The organism is Croceicoccus marinus (assembly GCF_001661675.2).
GTDB classification, from domain to species: Bacteria; Pseudomonadota; Alphaproteobacteria; order Sphingomonadales; family Sphingomonadaceae; genus Croceicoccus; species Croceicoccus marinus.
Window position 1 is genome coordinate 608784 of the sequence record NZ_CP019602.1, and the last position, 18936, is coordinate 627719.

Sequence of the window (18936 nt, forward strand, 5' to 3'; positions counted from 1 at the left end):
CATGGTCCGCGTCACGTTTGTCACTCCCAAGGGCGATAAGGTCGAAGCCGAATCGAAGGCAGGGTCGTCGCTGCTGGAAATCGGACAGGCGGCGGGCATGCCGCTGGAAGGAACGTGCGAGGGCCAGATGGCCTGCTCCACCTGCCATGTCATCGTCGCAAGCGAATGGTTCTCGCGCCTTCCCATGGCCAGCGACGATGAGGAAGACATGCTCGACCTCGCTGCCGGAGCGGCTCCGACCAGCCGGCTGGCCTGCCAGATCATCGTGGACGAGGATCTCGACGGCGTCGTGGTGCGGGTGCCCGATACCGCCCACGACATGATGCGCCGTTAACGCGTCGGCGCGGTTTAACCGTCCTGCGCAGGGCTGGCCTGACGGAAGTTGAGGTGTTCAGACGATCTTTCGGGCTGGTGTCGTTTCAGCCTAGCGCGTTGATCTATAGTTATATTTCAGGCCATAACCTTTTGCGGCATCCAGAGGGTCTGCCCGGTAGGGCGTCAGCAACTAACACAATTCGTTAATCATAGATGGAAAGGCTTTGTTGAAGCGCCCCGGGTCATGCTGCGTGCATGGTCAGAACGAAGCCCTCGCGCCTGCGCCGCCAGCTTGCCCTTGCCGCCATGTCGACCGGAATGCTCCTTGCGCCCGCCGCGCAGGCTGCGCCCTGGAACGCCATCGCATTCACGGCCTGGCAGACCGCGATCCAGCCCCATGCGGGCTGTTCCGATGCTGCTGCCGATAGCCAGGGCGCGCCATCTGCCCTTTCGGCGCTCGATCGTATCCGGTTGCAGCAGTCGGGTCTGGCCGAAAGCCGGTCCGCACCGCCGCTGAACGAAGCGGGACGAATCGTACCCGTGGCCATGCGTTCTGCCGCAGGCGGCCGGATGGAACCGGCTGCAGCCGGTGTCCGCTGCGCGCGGCTTGCGCCCTCCATATCGGGCGGGTTCAAGGGCGGGTCGCTGGGACGGGCGAAGGCCGATACCGATTTTCTCGACAGCCGCATCGTGCCGATCAGTCGCACCGGCTTTGACGCGCAATGGGACCGCGTCAGCGCGCGGGGGGCAGGGCAGGCCAATGTGCGCTCCGCCGTGCTCAGCGCGGGTGAGGGCGCATCGCGCCGCGCGCAGCTTGCGGCCGTCAATCGCTGGGTTAACGCGCGCGTGCGCTTTACCGAGGATAGCGTGAATTACGGCCGCCGCGACTATTGGGCCGATGCCGCCGAAACGCTGCGCCGCGGCGCGGGTGACTGCGAGGATTACGCGATCGCCAAGATGCAGATCCTGGCCGCCATGGGCATCGCGCGCGAGGACATGTTCCTGACGCTGGCCCGCGACAAGATCCGCCGTGCGGATCACGCGATGCTGGTGGTGATGCTGGATGGGCAGCCGCTGGTGCTCGACAATGGCAGCGACGTGCTGCTCGACGGAACGGTCGCCAATGAATTTCGGCCGGTCTATTCCTTCAGCGGCGACCGGCGCTTCCTGCACGGTTTCTAACGCCGCGTTACTGCTCGGTCAGCGCGGTCGACAGGCCGCGGGTAAAGGGTGTCAGCAGATAGGCCAGCACGCTCTTGCGGCCGGTGATGATCTCGACGTCGCAGATCATGCCCGGCATGATGGCCAGACGCTGGCCGGCACGCTCCATGAAGGCGCGGCTGGTTTCCACCTGCACCAGATAATAGCTTTCCCGCTCGTTCTCGTCATAGACGCTGTCGGCGCTGATCTGGCGAACGGTGCCGGGCAGGCCGCCATAGATCGAGAAATCATAGGCGGTGACTTTCACGTTCGCACGGTCGCCAACCTTGATGAAGGCGATGTCCGAAGGCTTGATCCGAGCCTCGACCAGCAAGCGCTCACCGGTCGGCACGATCTGCATGATCGTCTCGCCCGGAGACACGAAGCCGCCGACGGTGGTGACCTGCAGATTATTCACGATGCCGTCGACCGGCGCGCGCAGTTCGTTGCGCTGGACCCGAGCCTCGGCGCCGCGGATCGATTGCTCGTTCACCGCGATGCGGGTGGCAATCTCGCTTCGCTCGTTCAGCGCCTGTTGCTGGAAGTCCAGCCGCGCGCTGGCGAGCTCGGCCTGCGCCTCGCGCACCGAGGCACTGGCGCGCTGCACACCTTGTCGCGCCCCGCTGAGACGCCCGCGCAGATCTGCCAGCTCGCGCTGCGCGCTGAGTAATTCGGTCTGAGGCACGATGTTCTTGGCCGCCAGCGGGGCCAGCATGTTGACCTGTTCCTGCGCCAGCCGTGTGCTCTCTTCCAGAGCGCCGACGGTCGCCTCGCCCTCGCGCAGGTCGCGGCGGCGCTGTTCGACGGCGGCGGCCAGGGCGGCCTCGCGGCTGCGATTGGCGGCGGCGCGCACGCTTTGCAGGCGGGCTTCTTCCGAACACACGCTGCCCGGAGCGCAGCCCGTGCCCGACCCGCTGGCCTCGCGGCCCAGCCGGTCGGCGCGGGCGGACAGCCGCTCTGTTTCGGTCTCGAGTTGGCCGAGCTGGCTGGCGCTTTCGCTGTCGTTGAGCCGGATCAGCAGTTCGCCGCGCTGTACCTGCTCGCCGTTCTGGATCAGGATTTCCTCGACCGTGGCGGGATCGGCCGCCTGCACCACCTGTACCTTGCTGGACGGGATGACGCGCCCCTGTCCGCGCGTGATATCGTCGAGCGGGGCGAAGCTGGACCAGACCAGCAGCAGCAGCATGCCAATGGCCGCCACCACGATCAGGCGGCGCGCGGAATCGAGCCTGTCCCAGCCCTGTCGTGCGCGTGCGATCATTGTGCCTGTGTCTCTGTAAATGCAGTGGTGTCTGCCATTTCGGCGACGCGGGTTTCATCCGCCTGACCGGCGACAAGCTGGCGATAATGGCCCTGCGAGGGGGCGGGGAGTTCCAGCTTCCAGCCCTTGGTCGTGTCGAGCCGCCCGCCGATGTCGGCAGGGGCATGGCGGTCCGCGCTGCTGGGCGCGACCGTCAGGCCGTTTTCGAACCGCCCGGTGTCGGGGTCGGCGCCGCCGGCCAGCTGAATTTCCGCTACCGGACGGGTTAGCTGCGGAATGCGTTCCGCCCCGGCATAAAGCTGGGTGAACGCGCGCGCGCGGCCTGCCCCGCCATTGAAGCGATAGAAGATATGCGTGCCGATCTGCCGCACCTTTCCCAGCGAATAGGCCCAGCGCGGCACGACATAGTCGGCATGGTAATGCGTCGCCGATCCGACGCTGCCTTCGACATGGCCGGCCAGGGCATCGCGCGCGACGTCCTCTGCCTGGGCCCATGCCCGCGCCGAGGGGCGGCGTGACAGCGAACCGTCGCAGGTGAAGCTGAACTGGCAGACGGGATCGTTCGCGCCTTGATAGACGACGCCGCACACCGAGTTGGGATAGGCCGGATGCCGCATGCGATTGAGCACGACCTGCGCCACCGCGCGCTTGCCGCTTTCGGGTTCGTAACCGGCTTCGTAGTAGATCGCCTGGGTAAGGCATTGCTGCGCAGTCGCGCCGGCTGGGCCGCTGGCGGTGAAGCCGCGCATCGCCTCGGCAGGGGCGTGGCTGACCGCGATCAGCGCGTTGCGGGCCTTGGCATTGTCGCCCTTGGCCACCAGTTCGGCGCGCTTGCCCTGGGTCAGCGCGGCGATGGCGCGCTTCTGCTGCGCCGACATGCTAGCGGGCGTGTCGAACGCACCGGCCGGCGCGGGCAGCGGTACGGGTGCGGACAGGGTGAAGCCCGCGCACAGCGCCGCAGCCGCCGCAAGCATGCGGGGAGCCAGCCTAGCCATCGGTCCGCATTCCCACGCTCTTGATCACCTCTTCCTTCGGACCGTCGGCGACGATGCGCCCGCCGTCGATCACGATCACCCTTTCGCACAGCTGGAATAGGGCCGGGCGATGGGTGGAGACAATCAGGGTCTGATCCGGTGTCAGATTCTGTGACAGGCACTGGATGAACAGCCGTTCGGTCTGCGCGTCCATCGCGCCGGTCGGCTCGTCTAGGAACAGCAGCTTGGACGGCTCGACAAAGGCGCGGGCAAGCGCGAGGAAATTGCGCTGGCCGCCCGACAGCTGCCGCCCGCCTTCACCGACCGGACGGTCGAACCCGCCCGCATCGCGCGACAGATAGCGGTCCGCGCCGACCTTGCGAAGCGCGGCAATCAACTGCTCCTCGGTGGCGCGCGACGAGGCGAGCGAGAGATTGTCCTTGATCGTGCCCGAAAACAGGTTCGAATCTTGCGCGACGAAGCGGAATTCGCGCCGCAGGTCGTGGGGGCGGTACTGGTGGCTGTCGATCCCATCGACCAGCATGGCGCCCGCGCTCGGTTCGAACAGGCCGGATATAATGCGCCCCAGCGTGGACTTGCCCGCCGCGACGCGGCCGACGATGGCGATCCGTTCACCGGGCCGGATGGTCAGGTTGATGCCCGACAGCGAGGCCGTGTTGGCACCCGGGTAGGTGAAGCTGACGTCGCGCAGTTCCACGCTCGCGCTGCGCACCTGCGGCGGCAGCGAGGTGGAGCCCATGCGCCGCTCGTCGGCCTGGTCCCACAGACGCTCGATCGAATCCAGCGTCTCGCGCGCCTGCCTCCAGCGGGTGAGCAGATAGGCTAGCTGCCCCGCGGGCGCGAGCGCGCGGCTGGACAGCATGACGATCGCGATGATCGCACCCATGGTGATCACGCCCGCGTCGAACAGATAATAGCCGCCGATGACCAGCGCGATGGTGCTGAACTGCTGGAAGGTCGAGGCCGCGCCGATGGCGGTCGAATTGACTTCGCGCAGGCGTTTCTGCGACCGGCTTGCCATGTCTGACAGGCGCCGCCAGCGGCCCAGCATCTCGCCTTCGCCCGCGATGCTCTTCAGCGTTTCCAGGCCCGCGATGCTTTCAACCAGCTGCGTCTGCTGCAGCCCGTAATCCGCCTGCGCGTCGCGCGCGGCATCCGCCGCCTTGCGCTGAAGATACAGGCCGAGCAGCCCCATGCCGGTGATCGCCAAGATCGGCACGAAGGCCAGCGGCCCCGCGATGATCGCGATGAAGGCCACAAAAATGAACAGGAACGCCACGTCGACGACCAGCACCACCGTGGTCGAGGCAAAGAAGTCGCGCAGCACGGAATACTCGCTGACGCGCGCGACCAGATTGCCGGTATGGCCCGACTTCTCGGCAAGCGGCGTCGCCATCACGCGCGAATAGATCTTCTGCGAGAGCGAAATGTCGAGATCGCGGCTGATCCCGTCGAGCACATCGGTGCGCGCACGGCGCAGCGCGAATTCCAGCGCGAATGCGATCAGCACGCCGATGGCAAGCACCCACAGGCTTGCATCCGCGCGGTTGGGGATCACGCGGTCATAGACATTCATGGTGAAGATCGGCAGCGCGACCGCCAGCAGGTTGATGACTACCGAGGCCAGCAGCACCGGCCAGAATTCGCGGCGACGCTTGGTAATCTCGGACCAGAACCAGTGCTGGCGCGCCTTGCGGTGCCACGGCTGGCCCGCATCGCGCATCGCTGTGGAATCGCCTTCCACCGACAGCAGGGTCAACGCCTCGCTGGCGGCATAGCGGTCGGCAGGCTCCCAATGCTCGTCGCCCGATGCCGGGTGCCATGCCAGCACGTCGCTGTCGTTGCGTTCCAGCAGCAGCGTCAGCGCGCCATCGGGCATCCGAACGATCATCGGAAACAGCGAGGCATCGAGCGGCAGCTTCCTCGCGCGGCGCTCTTCGTAGTTCAGGCCCAGCAGTTCCAGCGCCGGACCGGTCTGGTGCCAAGGCAGCAGGCCGTCGGCCCCCATCGCCAGCGAACTGTGCAGCGTGGCGGGCGCGAAAGGCGTGTCGAAATGCCGCGCCACCCGCGCAAGGCAGGCGATCAGCGGATCGGCCGCAAGGGTCGAAGTCCGCGACGGGTCGGACGCGGCGGGGCCGCGCTGGCTGTCCGCCGCTGGGCTGTCAGCCATGTCCATGGAGCGATCGCCTGTCGTTCATCGCTTTATTCGGGATAGACCCGGCCCTGCTGCTCGGCGACGACCGACGGGCCATAGCCGTAGATTTCCCGCTCGTTCTCGCCCGCGCCGTGATGCGGTTCGACCGACAGCGCCTTGAGGAACAGATTGGTTGCGGCCAGCACCTGATACTGCGCGAAAATCTCGGAAAAGCGCGCGCTTTCCAGCCGGACCTGTACGTTATAGCGCGTGTTCTGCGCATCCAGCACGTCAAGCAGCGAGCGGCGGCCGATGTTGAACTGTTCCTGATAGGAATTGATCAGCCCGTCGGTGACCGTGCTCTGCGTGGCCAGTTCCTGCACCACGCGCTGCTGCGTCTGCAGGCCGTTCCATGCGGTGCGAACATCCTCTTCGGCATCGCGCTGGCGGCTGTGCATGGCAAAGCGCGCCTCGCTCGAACGGCGGACCATTTCCTGGTATTTCGCCGCGTTGATGCCGCTGTCGAAGATTTCCCAGCGGACATAGGCGCGGGCCAGAACGTCGGTCGTCTCACCCTGGAAACCGTCGATGTCGTCGCCGGCGCGGGCATAGGCCTCGACCCCGACGGTGGGATAGAGATCGCCCTTGGCGCTTTTCGCCAGCGCATTGGCTGCATCGACATCGGCCTGGGCTTCACGGACGAGCGGGTTCTGCGTGCGGGCAAGGCCGATGGCCTGCGCTTCGCTGGCGGGCAGCATGGCGCCAAGATCGGGCGGCAGCATCACCGCCTGGATCGGCAGGCCGGTGAGGGCCTGCAGCCGGATGCGGGCATTCTGCAGCGTTTCGCTGGCTTCCGCCTCGCGCACCAGGGCGGCCTGCAGCCTTTCCTCGGCCTGCTGGCGGTCGGCGATGGAGATCGAGCCCTGCTGGACCCCTTCGCTGAGATTCCCGACGAGCGTGCGGTGGAAGCCGGTGTTGTCCATGCTGGCCGCGACCACGCGTTCCTGCAGCAGCACGTCGAGATACTGGCGCGCGATCTGCAGGCCGATGAACTCGCTGCGTTCAAGGACGCGCAGCGACGCGCCATCGACACGCGCGGCCTGGCGCAGCAGTTCGCCGCGGCGCCGGCCGAAATCGAACACCGTCCAGTCGGCGCGAACCTGCGCGTCGATCGGGTTTAGCCAGTCGTTCGAAATGCCCAGCGAATTGCGTGTCGGATTGTCAAGCCTGCGTGCGCCGACACCAGCCTCGACCTCGACCCGAGGACCATAAAGGCCCTGCGCCTGCTTGCGCTCGAACTCGATGGCTTCCTTGTTCATCTGCGCCTGGCTGATCTGCGGGTGCGAATCCACGCCGACGGTCACCGCCTCGGTCATGGAAATGGCGCCCGATTGCTCTTGCGCCAGGGCGGCGCCGCCGATCGCCATCGCCGAGACGCTGGCGAACAGCACGCTGGCCGTGATCGTGATTTTGCGAAGCTTCTTCATCATTCTGCCCCCTGCCGGATCGAGACGGTCACGCGGCGGTTCTGCGGGTTACGCTCTCCGTCCACGGTCGGCACTGCCGGGTCGCTTTCGCCCCGTCCGGTAATGGAAATCATCGTTTCGGGTATGCCCTGCGCGGTCATGACATCGGCCACGGCCTCTGCGCGGTCGATCGACAAGGCCTGGTTATAGGCCTCGGACCCCGAACGGTCGGTGTGGCCCACCACGTCGAAGCCGGTCCAGCCGCAAGTCTGCGTGTTCGACTGCAGGAACCGCGCGGTCGCCGCCGCCGTGGGCGGAGCGCTGCGAGAATCGAAATCGAAGAATACCGTATTCACCGACTGGTCGCAGATCGGCGGGCGCACAGGCTCTGGCGGCGGGGGAGGCAGCGGCGGCGCGGGCGGTGCAGGCGGCGTCATCAGCCGCTCGTAAGCGGCGTTGCACTTGCGGATGGAATCGCCGTCGCGCAGATCGTTCTTCATGAAGCCCAGGGCGATCGCGCATTGCACCTTCGCCTCGGACGCCCAGTGAAAGCGTGCGTCGGTGGCATTGACGATCGCCGGGTCCAGCGTGGCCGCCAGCGAGGCGTCATACCGCATCTGCAGCGCATCGCGCAGCTCGTCGTCGCCCAGCGCAGTCAGGTCCTGCCCGGTCTGCACCTCGTACTGGGCCAGCGCGGGCTGCGAGAATGCGAGTTGGCCCAACACCATTGCCAGCGAGCCAGCGACGGATTTGGCCGCAAAGCTGCGGCCGGTGCGAAGTCTCATTGATTATTGCCCCTGTTGTGATCGCAAGCCCTTGCAGGCTTCGCCCCTCATTATCTTCCAGAACGACCCTATTGCGCCGCTGCAGCAAGCAGTGCCGCGTCGTCGCCGTGATCGACCGGCATGGCAGCGCCATGGCCGGCACCCGCGACCTGCCCGTTCAGCAGGGCCGCGATATCGCTGGCGTTCCAGTCGTGACCCGTGTCGTTCGCAGCGGCCCCCTGTTCCACCGGCTGCGCATGGGTATCGACGCGATTGCCCTGCGCGCCTGCCGGATCGGAGTCAATGAGCTGGTCGACGATGTGCGAAATTGCATCATTCCCAGTGACTTCGGCCAGCGCCTCGCGAACAGCACCCAGTGCCTGCTCGCCCTGCTGATCGGCTGCTTCCACCGCCGCCGGCTGAGCGGCAAGCTGGAGCAATGCCTCCATCAGCTGGCCGGAAGCCGCGTGGTCCGCAGTGGCGCCATGGCCGGTGTCGAATGCCGCTGCCGCCTCGGACGAGGTGCCGAGCGATCCGATGTCTGTCGCCGCAGTTTCGGGCTGGGCGGCAAGGCTTGCTGCAAGGTCCGGCCCCTGTTCGGCGGTGTGATGCGACATAGCCGCCTCAGGCTCGGAAGTGAGAGCCGCCTTGCCGAGCGTGATCTGCGCGGCAGGCTGCGCATCCTGTTCGGGCTGCAGACGGACGAGATCGTGGCCGAACAGATAGTCGCGGCCCGTTTCCTCCAAATTAACCATATGGTCGGTTGCGAAAAAGGGCGCGGCGTGGGCTGCGGTCGATCCCGTCAGCGCGGCGGCGGCAGCGGCGATGGTCGCCACCTCCTGCGTGCGCTGTACTGCCGGTCTCGCGCCCTGCTGGAAGCGGAACGCGGCATCGACCAGAGTGCCGGTGCCGCCGTTGAAGGTGCCCGTGCCCATGATCTGCACCTCGCCGCCGATGGCGGTGTCGCTGGCGCCATTGCTGACCAGCGAAATGTCGGTGATGCCCGCCTCGGCCAGCGTCAGGAATTCGCCGGTCTGGAAGATTCCGTCGCCGTTATCCATCCACAGGCCGAACTGGCCGAACTCGGTATCGCCCGCATCAAGCACGTCGCCATAAAGCGCGTGCAGGGTCTGCAGGTCGGTCATCCCCTCGCCGTGGAAGATGAACTCGCCCGCGTCGTCGACCATGCCATTGCCGTTCGCATCGCGCACCAGGATCGCATCCCCCGCGCCGATCCAGGCGGTCTGGTCCAGCACGCCGTCGCCGTTCATGTCGTACATCACGCCGCTGTCGAGCGACTGGAAGTGGAAGCCGTCGCCGTCCATGTCGAGCACGATCGGATCGCCGAACGGGTTGATGTGGAAGTTGGCGATTTCCTTGTCGCCATCCGCGTCGGTCACGGTGATCGAAAGGTCGAGCGAGATCGCCTGTTCGTTGAAGACAGTGCGGATCACACCGATGTCGGTGACCGTGACCACGTCGGCATCGTCGGTCTGCTCGCCGAACGCAATGGAACCGCTGCTGCCGCCATCATCGCCGACCGCGCGATTGAGGTCGATTCCGCTGCCGCTCAGCCCGTTCGTCGACGACATCACCTGTGCGCCGACGATCACGAACCCTTCGCTGCCCTGCAGGTAATCATTGGGTTCGATGATGACGAAGCCGTCATCGCCGTCCAGCGCAGGCGCGCCGAAACCTTCGGGGATGGAGTCGGCCTGGCGATAGATGTCGTCGGCACCGACAACGATTGTGCGCGTCGTCAGGATCGTGCCCGGATTGTTCGGGTCGGCCAGCTGCAGCACGACGACGAAGTCTTCGCCAGCCGCGACATTGTCGAGCGTGAAGGTCAGGCCGGAAACGAAGGATGTGGCCGGGAAGTCGTACTGATAGGGATCCAGCGCGTGGAACCGCAGTTCCAGCACTTCGCCCGCATCGATCGTGTCGCCTTCCACGCCGTAGGCGGTATTATTGGTCGAGATCCAGCTCTGCGCCGCGCCGACCCTTTCGCCCACGCCCAGCACATTGTCGCCGCCCGCGTTCAGCCCGCCCTTGAAGCCCGTGATCTGCACGAAGAACGGATCGCCGGTGCCATCGTCGAGTTCGTTGGTGAGAATGTCCTTGTGTTCGTTTGCCAGACCATAGGCGTCATAGGCAGTGCTCTTTTCCGCGCCGGTGACGGACGTCACGGTCGTGAATTCGAACGGCTCGTTGATGATCAGCTGGTAGTTGTCGCCGTCATAGGAAATCTCACCGCTGTTCGATCCCGCGCGGCCTTCGCTGTCGACATAGTCGAACGCAAATTTCCAGACCCCGTCGACCGGATCATAGGTCGGCTGGTCGATCTGGGTAAGCGCGATGCCGTCGACGCTGCTGGTCGACTTGATCACGAACGCGACCCCGGTGCCCAGCGAACCGCCGAGCGGTCCGTCTGTGCCGAATTCGAAGTCGAGCGTGCCGTTCGCCACCAGTGCGTAATCCGCGGTGCCAGAGAGGTTAAAGGCGGTGTATTTGGTCACCATGCCGACGCTGGGGCCGGCATCTTCGATAGTGAAGCTGTTCTGCCCCAGGTCGACCGAGGCGCTGTCGCTGTCGCCATCCGCATCGGTGATGGTTGCAGTCAGCTTCAGTATGTCGGCGGGCAGCTTGATCGTCTGCGCATCGTCCTGCGCATAGAAGCCGGTCACTGCGTGCCAGATGTTCTCCGAACGAGAGAAGGTCACCTCTCCGCTGCCCGGATCGAGCGAGATGCGGAAATATTCCGTCCCGTTCGCCATGCCGACGACATCGCCTCCGTCCATCGACAGCAGGATCGGATCGCCCTGGCCGATGCCGTCGCCGTCGCCTGCGGTCAGGTCGCTGTTGTCGAGCGCGGACAGGCCGCTGGGCATGCCATCCGCCGACAGGTTCAGCGCATAGCTGGTGGTGTTCGGTCCATCGGCGCTATTGGTAAAGTCGAACTGCGCGGAGAAATCGGCGGTGACCGAATAGATGCCGTCAGCCGCAGGCGGCAGCAGAGATTCGTCGAGGACTACCTCGGGCACGTTGCCGTTCGCCTCGACCAAGGGCACGTCGTCGGTGAAGGTCAGATTGCCGCCAAGATCGATGCTGGCGGTGTCGGCAGCGCTGTCTCCGTCGCCGTCGGTGATGGTCACGGTGTAGTCCGCGCCGATCAGCCCGTCGGCCAGGGTGACCGCATCGCTGCCCGGCGCATGGTCGATGACCTGCGCCTGGCTAAGCGTCAGCGTGCCATCCGCGCCGACCGTCACCGTGAACACGGTATTGCCCGCATCCACGCCGCCTTCGCTGGCGGAGGTCGAACCGGTGACGGTAAGTCCGTCATCGCTGACGAACAGATTGACCGCTTCCCCGCCGCTGGTGAGGCCGCTGGCACTGCCTTCGGCGACCAGCAAGGTCAGCGCATAGCTTTCGCCGATGCTGCCGGATCCGTCCGCGCCGAAATCCGCGCCTCCATAGCCGAACAGCGCAGCTAGGTTCAGGCTGGCCGCATCGCTATCGGGCAGGGCCGCGTCGCTGGTCTGCGCCGATATGCCATCGTCCATGGCGGTGGCTGCGATCGCGGGGCCGTCATCCTCGAACAGCAGGGTCTGGCCGATGTTCAGCGTCGCACCGGCGGTATCGCCGTCGCCATCGGTGATCGAGGCGGTGAGCGTCACGAGCCCTGCCGAAGCCAGCGTTTCCGCCGCGTCGGGCGCCGCTTCCACCGGATCAGCCGGATCGTCATGCGCGATGGCGCGCTGCTGGTCCAGCGTGACGATCCCAGCAGTATCGACGTCGACCGTAAAGGCGACCGCACCCGCTTCTCCGCCGACGCGGCCCACGACCGTGCCATCTTCCAGATAGAGGAGGATCGCCTCGCCCGTCGCCGTGTCGGTCAGGCCGCTGTCCGCGCCCGCTGCCGAAATGCCCAGCGCATAGGCGGTATTGGCCGTCCCGTCCGCGCCTGGCCGAAGGTCGAACGAGCCGGCGAAATCGGCGCTGGCATCGCTGCCCAGCGTGCTGTCGTCCACGACCAGCACCGGAGCGCTGGCTGCCGTCGTTTCGGCGGTTGGCACGTCGTCGGTGATGGTCGCGGTGAAGCTGCCCGTAACCGGCGATCCGTCGCTGTCGGTCACGGTGAAGCCGATGTCGGGGATCGTCACTGCATCCTCGCTGCCGCCGACGGGGTGGTCGACCGGCTGCTGCAGGGTGACTTCATAGTCATAGTTGACGCGGCCATCGGCCCCTTCGGTCGCGCCGGTCAGCGTCACGGTGATCACCGTGGTCGCGCCGCCATCGACGGTGCCGACGATATTGCCGGATGCGTCGAGAGCGAAATCCACCGGCTGTCCGCCCGAACTGATCGAACCGTCCAGCGCATCGACGCCGGTAAATGCAAAGGCACCTTCCGCGTCGGCGGGCGTGTCGAGGCCGAAATCGACGAGGATGCTGCCGGTCGCGCTGGTCATGCCGGTCGAGGGCGTCTCTGCCGGGTCGGTCTGCCCGCTGTCCGCATTGGCCATCGGAAGGCCGTCCTCGTCCACCGTGGCATTGTCGATGCCGACGATGGTGGGCACGGTATCGGGCGCGATGTTCAGCGTGACTGTCGCCGTCGATGTATCTCCGTCCGCATCGGTGATGGTGTAGGTGAAGCTGTCGCCGCCGACTGCGCCGGGATTGGCGGTATAGGTGAAGCTGCCGTCGCCATTATAGCTGACGACGCCCTTGGCCGGGCCGGTAGCCAGCGCGATGCCGTCCGCCATATCGACTCCGTCGGTGCCGGCGCTGTCATTGGCGAAGACGTCGATGGTGATCGGCGCATTGACGACCTGGAAACCGGTATCGTTGGCCGCCACGGGGCCATCGTCCTGGATCACGAAAATGCCGGTGCCAAGATCGATCGCGGCATTGGCGGTGTCGCCATCGGCATCGGTGGCGCTGGCGATCAGAGTGATCGCACCGGCGTCTGCCACCAGGGCCGCGACATCGTCGGGATCGGTTGCGTCGCCATGGCTGACATTGGCGTATTCGGCGGTAAAGGCGAATGTCACCTTTCCTGCCGCATCCACGCCAATCGTGAAATAGTCGGTGCCGCCCGCGGATCCCGTGATGACCCCATCCGCGATGTTCAGCAAGATTTCCGTACCGTCCAGCGTGAACAGGCCCGATCCCACATCGCTGCCCGACAGGGCAAGGGCATAGTCGACATCCCCTGCGCCATCAGCGCCGAATGCGACGTCGAAACTGCCGGAGAAGTCCACGGTCGCGCTGGCGATGCCGTCCGCCGAAAGCGGGGATTCGTCCAGCACGCCAAGCCCGGCTTCCGCTCCGGTCAGGGTCACCGACGGGCTGTCGTCGTTGATGGTGAGCGCGATCGTGCCGGTCACGCTGTCGCCGTCGGCGTCGGTCACCGTCACGGGGATGGGGAGGACCGCGTTATCCTCACCCGCAGCCGGATGTGCGATGGGGGACAGCAGGGTGAATTCATAGCTGCCGGTGGCTACATCGGTGATGACCAGCGTGAACACCGCTTCGCCCGTTACCGCATCCTGGCCGGTCAGCGTATGGGTGGCCGTATCCCACACCGTCTCGACCGGATTGCCGGCGATCGTCGTAAGGCCGGTATCGGCCGAAGGTGCCAGCGCGATGTCGCCAGTACCGTCGCTGCCGAAGTCCAGCCCTTGCAGTGTGCCGCTTGCCGTGGTGGCATCGCCAGGGATGTCGCCCTCACCGCCGGACAGGCCGCCAGGGAGGCCGTCCTCGTCGACTGCGATCGCGGCGGCATCGACGGTCAGCGCAGGCCCACCCTCGGTCAGGGTGACGGTGAACTCGGCCTCGTTCGAGACGCTGCCGTCGCCGTCGGTGATCGTATAGGTGAAGCGCTCCACCACCGTTTCGCCGGGCGCGACATCGATGCCGGGGGTATAGACCAGCTCGCCGTTCACGATGGTGATCGTGCCGCCGCGATCGCCCGTGCCGATGGTGATCGCCGGGACGCCCGGCCCGTCCGCGCCATAATCGTCGTTCGACACGATCTGACCGACCGTGCCGATCACCGTGCCGACTGCCTCGTCGGGCAGGGTGGCCAGATTGCCGTCGTCGACTGCTACCGGAACGTCGTCGATAATGGTGACCACGACATTGCCCGTCGCGGTGCCGCCGCCCGGCGCCAGGATGGTCACGTCGAAATCGACGCTGGTACCGCCGCCATCGGTATTGTCGGTCAGCGTGTAGCTATAGGTTATCGTGCCATTGGTCAGGTCGACATCGACGATCGTCAGGACGCCGGGGCCGATCGGGGTCGGCTGGAACACGATGACGGGCTGGCCGTCCACGATATCGACCGCGGGCACGCCATCGATCAGGATCTGGTCGACACCGTCGGGAGAGCCGAAGCGGATCGTGCCGGTCGACGTCTCGGCATCGGTCTCGTCGAGCGTGCCGGCGGGCTCGAAGCCTTCGTCTCCGTCGCGCGCGGGCAGGCCGCTTTCATCGACCGTGGTATTCGAGTTCGCCTCGATCACCGGGACCGAGCCGGGAGGTGTCGGACCTTGCTGCTCGGGGCGCAGCGGATAGAGACCGACCTCGATGTTCTCCTGCACCGGAAATTGCAGTTCGGTATAGGGAAGCAGGTTCCCGATGTCATAGGCGGGATCGAGCGGGATCACCGGATCGGCGAAATTGCCGCCGGAACTGCGGGTGCCGCCCGCCTCGGGGTCGAGCTGCTCGTCGACGCCGAGATAGTCCTTCCAGTTCTCGTCGGGGATGCGCGTACCCTCGACGACCAGATCGACGTCGTAGATCGCGGCGTCGACGATGACCATCTGCGTGCCGTCGGGCAGGGTGACGATCAGGTTCTCGCCATCGACGCGCAGGTCGTCGAGCGAAGTCCCTTCGGGCAGGACGACGGTGGTGACCTGGTCGGCGTCCGCGATGACGCGGCGCCCGGTGCCGGCGAAAGCCGCCGTGGCCGCCTGCTGGACGAGTGGCGCCGACTGGCCGTTCAGACCGGCATCGCCATTGCCCGTTGCAGCATTGTCGGTTGCAGCGCCGGCAAAGTTCTCGTTCGCACCAAATTCCATCGTTTACGCCCCATTAGATGGAACCCCGGCCTGTACGCCGCGGCCCCGGCAAGCGGTAAGGATGCCGCCTGCGTTACCCCTGTTTTCGCAATGGCTGCAGCCCTTGCGCGATCGAACTTTGGCTTGAGCCGATGCCCTGGCACCATCACTCCGCGACCCATGCCCTTCGGGTTTAATCGCGGCCCTCGCTACGCCTCCGCTCAACACGTTAATGTTGTGACTTAACAACCCAGTAGCAAGCAACCCGTTCCACGTGAGCCAAATTGGGATAAATCGCTGTGCCGCGAACAGCCGACTGGAGCGAAAACCCCTCGATTCCGCCAAATTTACGGGTGCGGCCTTGGTACGGCAAGCGCGACCTGCGGTTAACGGGAATAGTTAATAAACGGGCGTTGCAACGATGCCATGGAAAAGGGGCGGGCGTTAACGACTTCGACTCGTGGCGGGGCACGGAAAACCCCCGCCCGGCACCTGCCGAGCGGGGGTCTTCTTTGCCGCATTGTCAGGGAGGGTCAGGCGCCTGCCGGCGCCGTCGCTTCCTGAAGCGCCTTGATCACCGCTTGCGAAAAGGCCGGAATATCGTCCGGCTTGCGGCTGGTGATGATATTGCCATCGACCACGACTTCCTGGTCCACCACATTGCCGCCTGCATTCTTCAGATCGCTGCGCACCGATGGCCAGCTCGTGATTTTCTTGCCGTCGACCAACCCGGCCTCGATCAACAGCCATGGGGCGTGGCAGATTGCCGCGACCGGCTTTCCGGCCTTGTCGAACTCGCGGATCAAATCGATCGCCTTGTCTTCAAGGCGCAGGCTGTCCGGATTCATCTGTCCGCCCGGCAGCACGATCGCGCCGTAATCATTCGCGCTCACTTCATCGAGCGTGAGGTCCACGTCGACCTTGTCGCCCCAGTCGGTCTTGTCCCAGCCCTTGACTTGGCCGCTTTTGGGGCTGGCGACGATCACTTCATAGCCTGCATCCTGAAGCCGGTCACGCGGGCCGGTCAGTTCGCTCTGTTCAAATCCGTCGGTTGCGAGGATGAGGACTCGTTGAGTCATGTCAGACCTCCTTTTCTGTCTGTTTGAGGGTTTGCTGAATCAACGGATGCGGTCGCCTGTCGTTCCGTCCTTCACACCCGGTTCGTCGCGCCTGCGGAGCGGCTCGCACGGCGATGGCGGGGGATTGCCTCGTGCCCGCGCTTTGCGCTGGCGCGCCCGCTTGCTAGTCCGCTGGTATGGCCGACGAGATTCCCGATACGCTTGAACCCGATCCGTTCGACCGTCTGGTCGATGCGCCCTTCGATGCCGCGCTGTCCGAACGCTATCTCGTCTATGCGCTTTCGACCATCACGGCGCGTTCGCTGCCCGATCTGCGCGATGGGCTGAAGCCGGTGCACCGCCGCCTGCTGTGGGCGATGCGGCAGCTCAAGCTGAACCCGACCGACGCGTTCAAGAAATCCGCCCGCGTGGTCGGCGACGTCATCGGCAAGTATCACCCGCACGGCGATGCATCCGTCTATGACGCCATGGTCCGCCTCGCGCAGGATTTCGCGCTGCGCTATCCGCTGGTGGAGGGGCAGGGCAACTTCGGCAATATCGACGGCGATAATGCCGCCGCCTACCGCTATACCGAGGCGCGGCTGACGCGCACCGCCATGCTGCTGATGCAGGGGCTGGACGAAGGCACGGTCGACTTCATCCCGACCTATAATGGCGAGGAGTCCGAGCCCGACATCTTCCCCGGCATCTTCCCCAACCTGCTGGCCAACGGCGCCAGCGGGATCGCGGTAGGCATGGCGACCAACATTCCCAGCCATAACGTGGCCGAGATCGTCGACGCCGCGCTGAAGCTGATCGACAACCCTCGCGCCGAACATGCCGAGCTGATGGAAGTGTTCCATGGCCCCGACTTCGCCACCGGCGGGCTGGTGGTCGACAGCGCGGAGGCGATCTCGCACGCTTATGAGACGGGGCGCGGCGCGTTCCGCATGCGCGGCCGCTTCCACGCCGCCGAGGCCGCGAGCGAGGCCGACCGCGATGCCGGGATCGAGCGGCTGGGCGGCGGGCAGTGGCAGCTGATCATCAGCGAGATACCCTACCAGGTGCAGAAGGGCCGCCTGATCGAGCAGATCGCCCAGCTGATCGGCGACCGCAAGCTGCCCATCCTGGAAGACGTTCGCGACGAAAGCGACGAACAGATCCGCATCGTGCTGGTCCCGCGCAGCCGCAAGATCGATCCGGAACTGCTCCAGGAAAGCCTCTACAAGCTGACGGATCTGGAAAGCCGGTTCAGCCTGAACCTCAACGTGCTGGACGCGACGCGCACCCCGCAGGTGATGGGGCTGGGAGAGGTGCTGCAGCACTGGATCGCCTCGCAGATCGACATATTGCTGCGGCGGGCCAACCATCGGCTGGACCAGATCGCCCGCCGCCTGGAACTGGTCGAGGGCTATATCATCGCCTTCCTCAACCTCGACCGCGTGATCGAGATCATCCGGACCGAGGACGAGCCCAAGCAGGTCATGATGGCCGAGTTCGAGCTGAACGACCGGCAGGCCGAGGCCATTCTCAACATGCGGCTGCGCAGTCTGCGCAAGCTGGAGGAGATGGAGCTTCGCAAGGAGCACGACACGCTGCTGGCCGAGCGCGAGGACTTGCAGAAGCTGATCGACAGCCCCGCGCGCCAGCGCACGCGGCTGAAGCGCGACCTGACCGCCCTGCGCAAGGAATATGCCGAGGACACGAAGCTGGGGCGCCGCCGCACCACCGTGGCCGAGGCCGAGCCCGCCGTCGAATTCAGCATGGACGCCATGATCGAGAAGGAGCCGGTCACGGTCATCATCTCGGCGCGCGGCTGGGTGCGCGGCATGAAGGGTCATGCCGACCTTGGTCCCGATGGCACGGGCGCCGAGTTCAAGTTCAAGGAAGGCGACGGGCCTGCATTCGCGCTTCATGCGCAGACCACCGACAAGCTGCTGATCGCCAGCGGCGACGGGCGCTTCTATACCCTCGGGTGCGACAAGTTGCCGGGCGGGCGCGGGTTCGGTGAGCCGCTTCGCACCACGCTCGACATCGATTCGGGTCAGCCGATCGTCGCGGTGCTGGTCTATCGCAAGGCCGGGCAGATCCTGCTGGCGAACAGCGTGGGCCGGGGCTTTGCCGCCGAGATGGACGAGCTGCTGGCCGAAACGCGTAAAGGTAGGCAAGTGGTCAATCTGAAGGACAAGGTCACGCTGAAGATCGTGCGCGAGATCGCGCCGGCCGACGACCATGTCGCGGTGGTGGGCGACAATCGCAAGCTGGTGATCTTCAGCCTGGAAGAACTGCCGGTGATGTCGCGCGGGCAGGGGGTGCAGCTGCAGCGCTACCGCGACGGCGGATTGTCCGACGCGATCACGCTGAAGCTGGACGACGGCCTGTCGTGGAAGATGGGCGGCGACACCGGACGGACGCGGACCGAGAGCGACATGTGGCAATGGAAGGTCGCGCGCGGCGCCGCAGGCCGCCTGCCGCCCAACGGCTTTCCGCGCGACAACACCTTTGGCTGAGACGCTTGCCGGTCGCTGCCTATGCGGTTGACACAAGCGACACGTCCTACACGGGCTGTCACCCTGCCGGAACCCGCGCAATTGCTGGCGCCGAGGGCCCGTGGTTGACACCAGCGGGGGCCGGGAAAAATCGACATTGTCAAACAGCCGGATCGCCGTGCGGGGCGAGCGGCGG

General features: G+C 65.7%; 10 protein-coding genes. 3 read left to right on the plus strand and 7 right to left on the minus strand.

The annotated features are described in order from the left end of the window. Position 1: 1 nt before the first annotated feature. Both A9D14_RS02980 and A9D14_RS02985 read left to right on the plus strand, forming a co-directional pair. Positions 2-334 (plus strand): 2Fe-2S iron-sulfur cluster-binding protein, encoded by a 333-nt coding sequence (locus A9D14_RS02980; RefSeq protein ID WP_066842825.1) that lies wholly within the window; start codon positions 2-4, stop codon positions 332-334. Between the two features lie 236 nt (positions 335-570). Beyond that, positions 571-1497 (plus strand): transglutaminase-like cysteine peptidase, encoded by a 927-nt coding sequence (locus A9D14_RS02985; RefSeq protein ID WP_066842826.1) that lies wholly within the window; start codon positions 571-573, stop codon positions 1495-1497. A gap of 7 nt (positions 1498-1504) precedes the next feature. Here the strand turns inward: A9D14_RS02985 and A9D14_RS02990 are convergent, their stop codons facing one another. The 7 genes from A9D14_RS02990 to A9D14_RS03020 form a co-directional block, all read right to left on the minus strand. Further along, positions 1505-2776 (minus strand): HlyD family type I secretion periplasmic adaptor subunit, encoded by a 1272-nt coding sequence (locus tag A9D14_RS02990; protein WP_066842828.1) that lies wholly within the window; start codon positions 2774-2776, stop codon positions 1505-1507. Continuing rightward, complete coding sequence (locus tag A9D14_RS02995; protein ID WP_083987569.1) at positions 2773-3771, minus strand: cell wall hydrolase; 999 nt, start codon at positions 3769-3771, stop codon at positions 2773-2775. Before A9D14_RS02995 ends, A9D14_RS02990 begins: the two co-directional genes overlap by 4 nt. Then, positions 3764-5941, minus strand: a complete 2178-nt coding sequence (locus A9D14_RS03000; protein ID WP_083987978.1) for a type I secretion system permease/ATPase — start codon at positions 5939-5941, stop codon at positions 3764-3766. Before A9D14_RS03000 ends, A9D14_RS02995 begins: the two co-directional genes overlap by 8 nt. Positions 5942-5973: 32 nt before the next feature. Further along, the gene (locus A9D14_RS03005; protein WP_066848085.1) at positions 5974-7392 is read right to left on the minus strand and encodes a TolC family protein; all 1419 of its coding nucleotides are present in this window, start codon (positions 7390-7392) and stop codon (positions 5974-5976) included. Then, on the minus strand, positions 7392-8156 hold the full coding sequence (locus tag A9D14_RS03010) for an OmpA family protein (protein WP_083987571.1): 765 nt from the start codon (positions 8154-8156) through the stop codon (positions 7392-7394). Before A9D14_RS03010 ends, A9D14_RS03005 begins: the two co-directional genes overlap by 1 nt. Before the next feature lie 68 nt (positions 8157-8224). After that, positions 8225-15214, minus strand: a complete 6990-nt coding sequence (locus A9D14_RS03015) for a DUF5801 repeats-in-toxin domain-containing protein (protein WP_066842830.1) — start codon at positions 15212-15214, stop codon at positions 8225-8227. Positions 15215-15726: 512 nt separating this feature from the next. Continuing rightward, positions 15727-16272 carry a type 1 glutamine amidotransferase domain-containing protein gene (locus tag A9D14_RS03020; protein WP_066842832.1) on the minus strand — a complete coding sequence of 182 codons (546 nt, stop codon included), beginning with the start codon at positions 16270-16272 and terminating at the stop codon, positions 15727-15729. Between the two features lie 176 nt (positions 16273-16448). On the opposite strand from A9D14_RS03020, the gene parC reads away from it, so the two are divergent. Further along, the gene (parC, locus tag A9D14_RS03025) at positions 16449-18761 is read left to right on the plus strand and encodes a DNA topoisomerase IV subunit A (RefSeq protein WP_066842833.1); all 2313 of its coding nucleotides are present in this window, start codon (positions 16449-16451) and stop codon (positions 18759-18761) included. Positions 18762-18936: the final 175 nt, after the last annotated feature.

What these genes read in the sequence shown, in the direction of transcription:
- parC (WP_066842833.1), top strand. Translation starts at nt 16,449, where the DNA reads ATGGCCGACGAGATTCCCGATACGCTTGAACCCGATCCGTTCGACCGT.
- A9D14_RS03020 (WP_066842832.1), bottom strand. Translation starts at nt 16,272, where the DNA reads ATGACTCAACGAGTCCTCATCCTCGCAACCGACGGATTTGAACAGAGC.
- A9D14_RS02990 (WP_066842828.1), bottom strand. Translation starts at nt 2,776, where the DNA reads ATGATCGCACGCGCACGACAGGGCTGGGACAGGCTCGATTCCGCGCGC.
- A9D14_RS02995 (WP_083987569.1), bottom strand. Translation starts at nt 3,771, where the DNA reads ATGGCTAGGCTGGCTCCCCGCATGCTTGCGGCGGCTGCGGCGCTGTGC.
- A9D14_RS03000 (WP_083987978.1), bottom strand. Translation starts at nt 5,941, where the DNA reads ATGGCTGACAGCCCAGCGGCGGACAGCCAGCGCGGCCCCGCCGCGTCC.
- A9D14_RS02980 (WP_066842825.1), top strand. Translation starts at nt 2, where the DNA reads ATGGTCCGCGTCACGTTTGTCACTCCCAAGGGCGATAAGGTCGAAGCC.
- A9D14_RS02985 (WP_066842826.1), top strand. Translation starts at nt 571, where the DNA reads ATGGTCAGAACGAAGCCCTCGCGCCTGCGCCGCCAGCTTGCCCTTGCC.
- A9D14_RS03015 (WP_066842830.1), bottom strand. Translation starts at nt 15,214, where the DNA reads ATGGAATTTGGTGCGAACGAGAACTTTGCCGGCGCTGCAACCGACAAT.
- A9D14_RS03010 (WP_083987571.1), bottom strand. Translation starts at nt 8,156, where the DNA reads ATGAGACTTCGCACCGGCCGCAGCTTTGCGGCCAAATCCGTCGCTGGC.
- A9D14_RS03005 (WP_066848085.1), bottom strand. Translation starts at nt 7,392, where the DNA reads ATGAAGAAGCTTCGCAAAATCACGATCACGGCCAGCGTGCTGTTCGCC.